This is a genomic window from Arthrobacter globiformis NBRC 12137 (assembly GCF_000238915.1).
GTDB classification, from domain to species: domain Bacteria; phylum Actinomycetota; class Actinomycetes; order Actinomycetales; family Micrococcaceae; genus Arthrobacter; species Arthrobacter globiformis.
This window is the reverse complement of record NZ_BAEG01000084.1, coordinates 1-1,541: the sequence shown is the minus strand read 5'-3', so window position 1 is coordinate 1,541 and position 1,541 is coordinate 1. Positions and strand designations below refer to the sequence as shown.

Sequence of the window (1,541 nt, the reverse complement as noted above, 5' to 3'; positions counted from 1 at the left end):
TTTAGGAGCTGGGGAGCCGCTCCGCGGCGTTGTGGGCTTGAGAAAACGGCCTTGTGGCTGGCTTGGGTAGCGGCGGATGATGGCGGTGCCGCGGTCGACGCCGCTGTGTCTTAGTGCTCAGAGCCTGTTTAGGAGCGTGGCGTGGAGGGCTTCCACGGGAACCGTGGATTGGTGCCGCCAGCTCAGGAGCCTTGGGTTTGACGAGCCCGCTTAGTAGATTCCTGAATCATTTCCCCGCCCTTCCCGCGGCACGTGACACCGCCAGCCGGTGGTGTTGTTGGACCGGATGCGAGGAGTAGACGATGGACATCGTGCATGAACGTGCCGCAGGCATGGATATCTCCAAACGTGATGCGAAGGTCTGCATCCGGATACCGGGCACGCGGGCAAGAACGTCCAGTAGGACAGTTGCCACATATGGGGCGACGACGAATGAGATCCTTCGTCTGCGCCGTGATCTGGAGGCAGCCGCGGTGACGGTGGTAGTGATGGAGGCTACCGGCGACTACTGGAAACCGTTCTACTTCCTGCTGGCGGAGTCGCTGAACGTGCAACTGGTCAATGCCAAAGCTGCGCGGAATATCCCGGGCCGGAAGAGCGATGTTTCCGACGCGACGTGGCTGGCGGAGCTCGCCGCCCATAATCTGCTGCGGGCCAGTTTCGTGCCGCCTGAGCCGATCCGTCAGTTGCGGGATTTGACCCGGACCCGATCGAACCTGACTCATGAGCGCACCCGCGAGTATTCACGGCTGGAAAAGGGGCTGGAGGACTCCAGCATCAAGTTGTCCTCGGTCGTCAGCACGCTGAGCACCCGTTCCGCGCGCAGTATCCTCGACGCTCTCGTATCCGGAGAACGTGACCCGCAGACCTTGGCTTCGCTGGCGCACGCCTCGATGGGCCGCAAATCCGCGGCGCTGGTCGAAGCCCTCACCGGCCGCTTCACCGACCACCACGCATTCATGGTCCAGCTGCACCTGGACCGCATCGATCAGATCGAGGCGACCCTCGCGGCCCTCGACACCCGCATCGACATGGTGATGGAACCTTTTTCCCTAGCCCGGGAGCTGCTTATGACCGTCCCCGGGATTTCGAAGAATGTCGCTAACGTCATCATCGCCGAAGCCGGCGTGGACATGAACGTCTTTGACACTGCAGGCCATCTGGCCTCGTGGGCGGGAGTATGTCCGAGCCAAAACGAGTCCGCTGGACGGATCAAGTCCACCCAAACCCAACCCGGCGACCACTACCTCAAAGCCGCACTGGGAATCGCGGCCCTGGCCGTGTCCCGATCAAAAACGACCTACCTCGCCGTGAAATACCGGCGCATTCAAGTCCATGCCGGCGCCCTGCGGGCCGTAGTCGCACTCCAACACACGCTGCTCGTCATCGTCTGGAACATGCTCCACGACGGAGTCGCCTACGACGAACTCGGCATCGATCACTACGACAAAACGAACCCCGAGCGCGCCAGGAAACGCCTCCAACGCCGAATGGTCGCGCTCGGGTTCGAGCCCAACCTCACTCCACTTTCCGCAGGGAGC

General features: G+C 62.2%; 1 protein-coding gene. It reads left to right on the top strand.

The genetic code is table 11. The features are described from left to right. Positions 1 to 302 precede the first annotated feature (302 nt). The coding region (locus ARGLB_RS16690) for an IS110 family RNA-guided transposase (RefSeq protein ID WP_003804733.1) at positions 303 to 1,541 on the top strand (1,239 nt) is incomplete at its 3' end.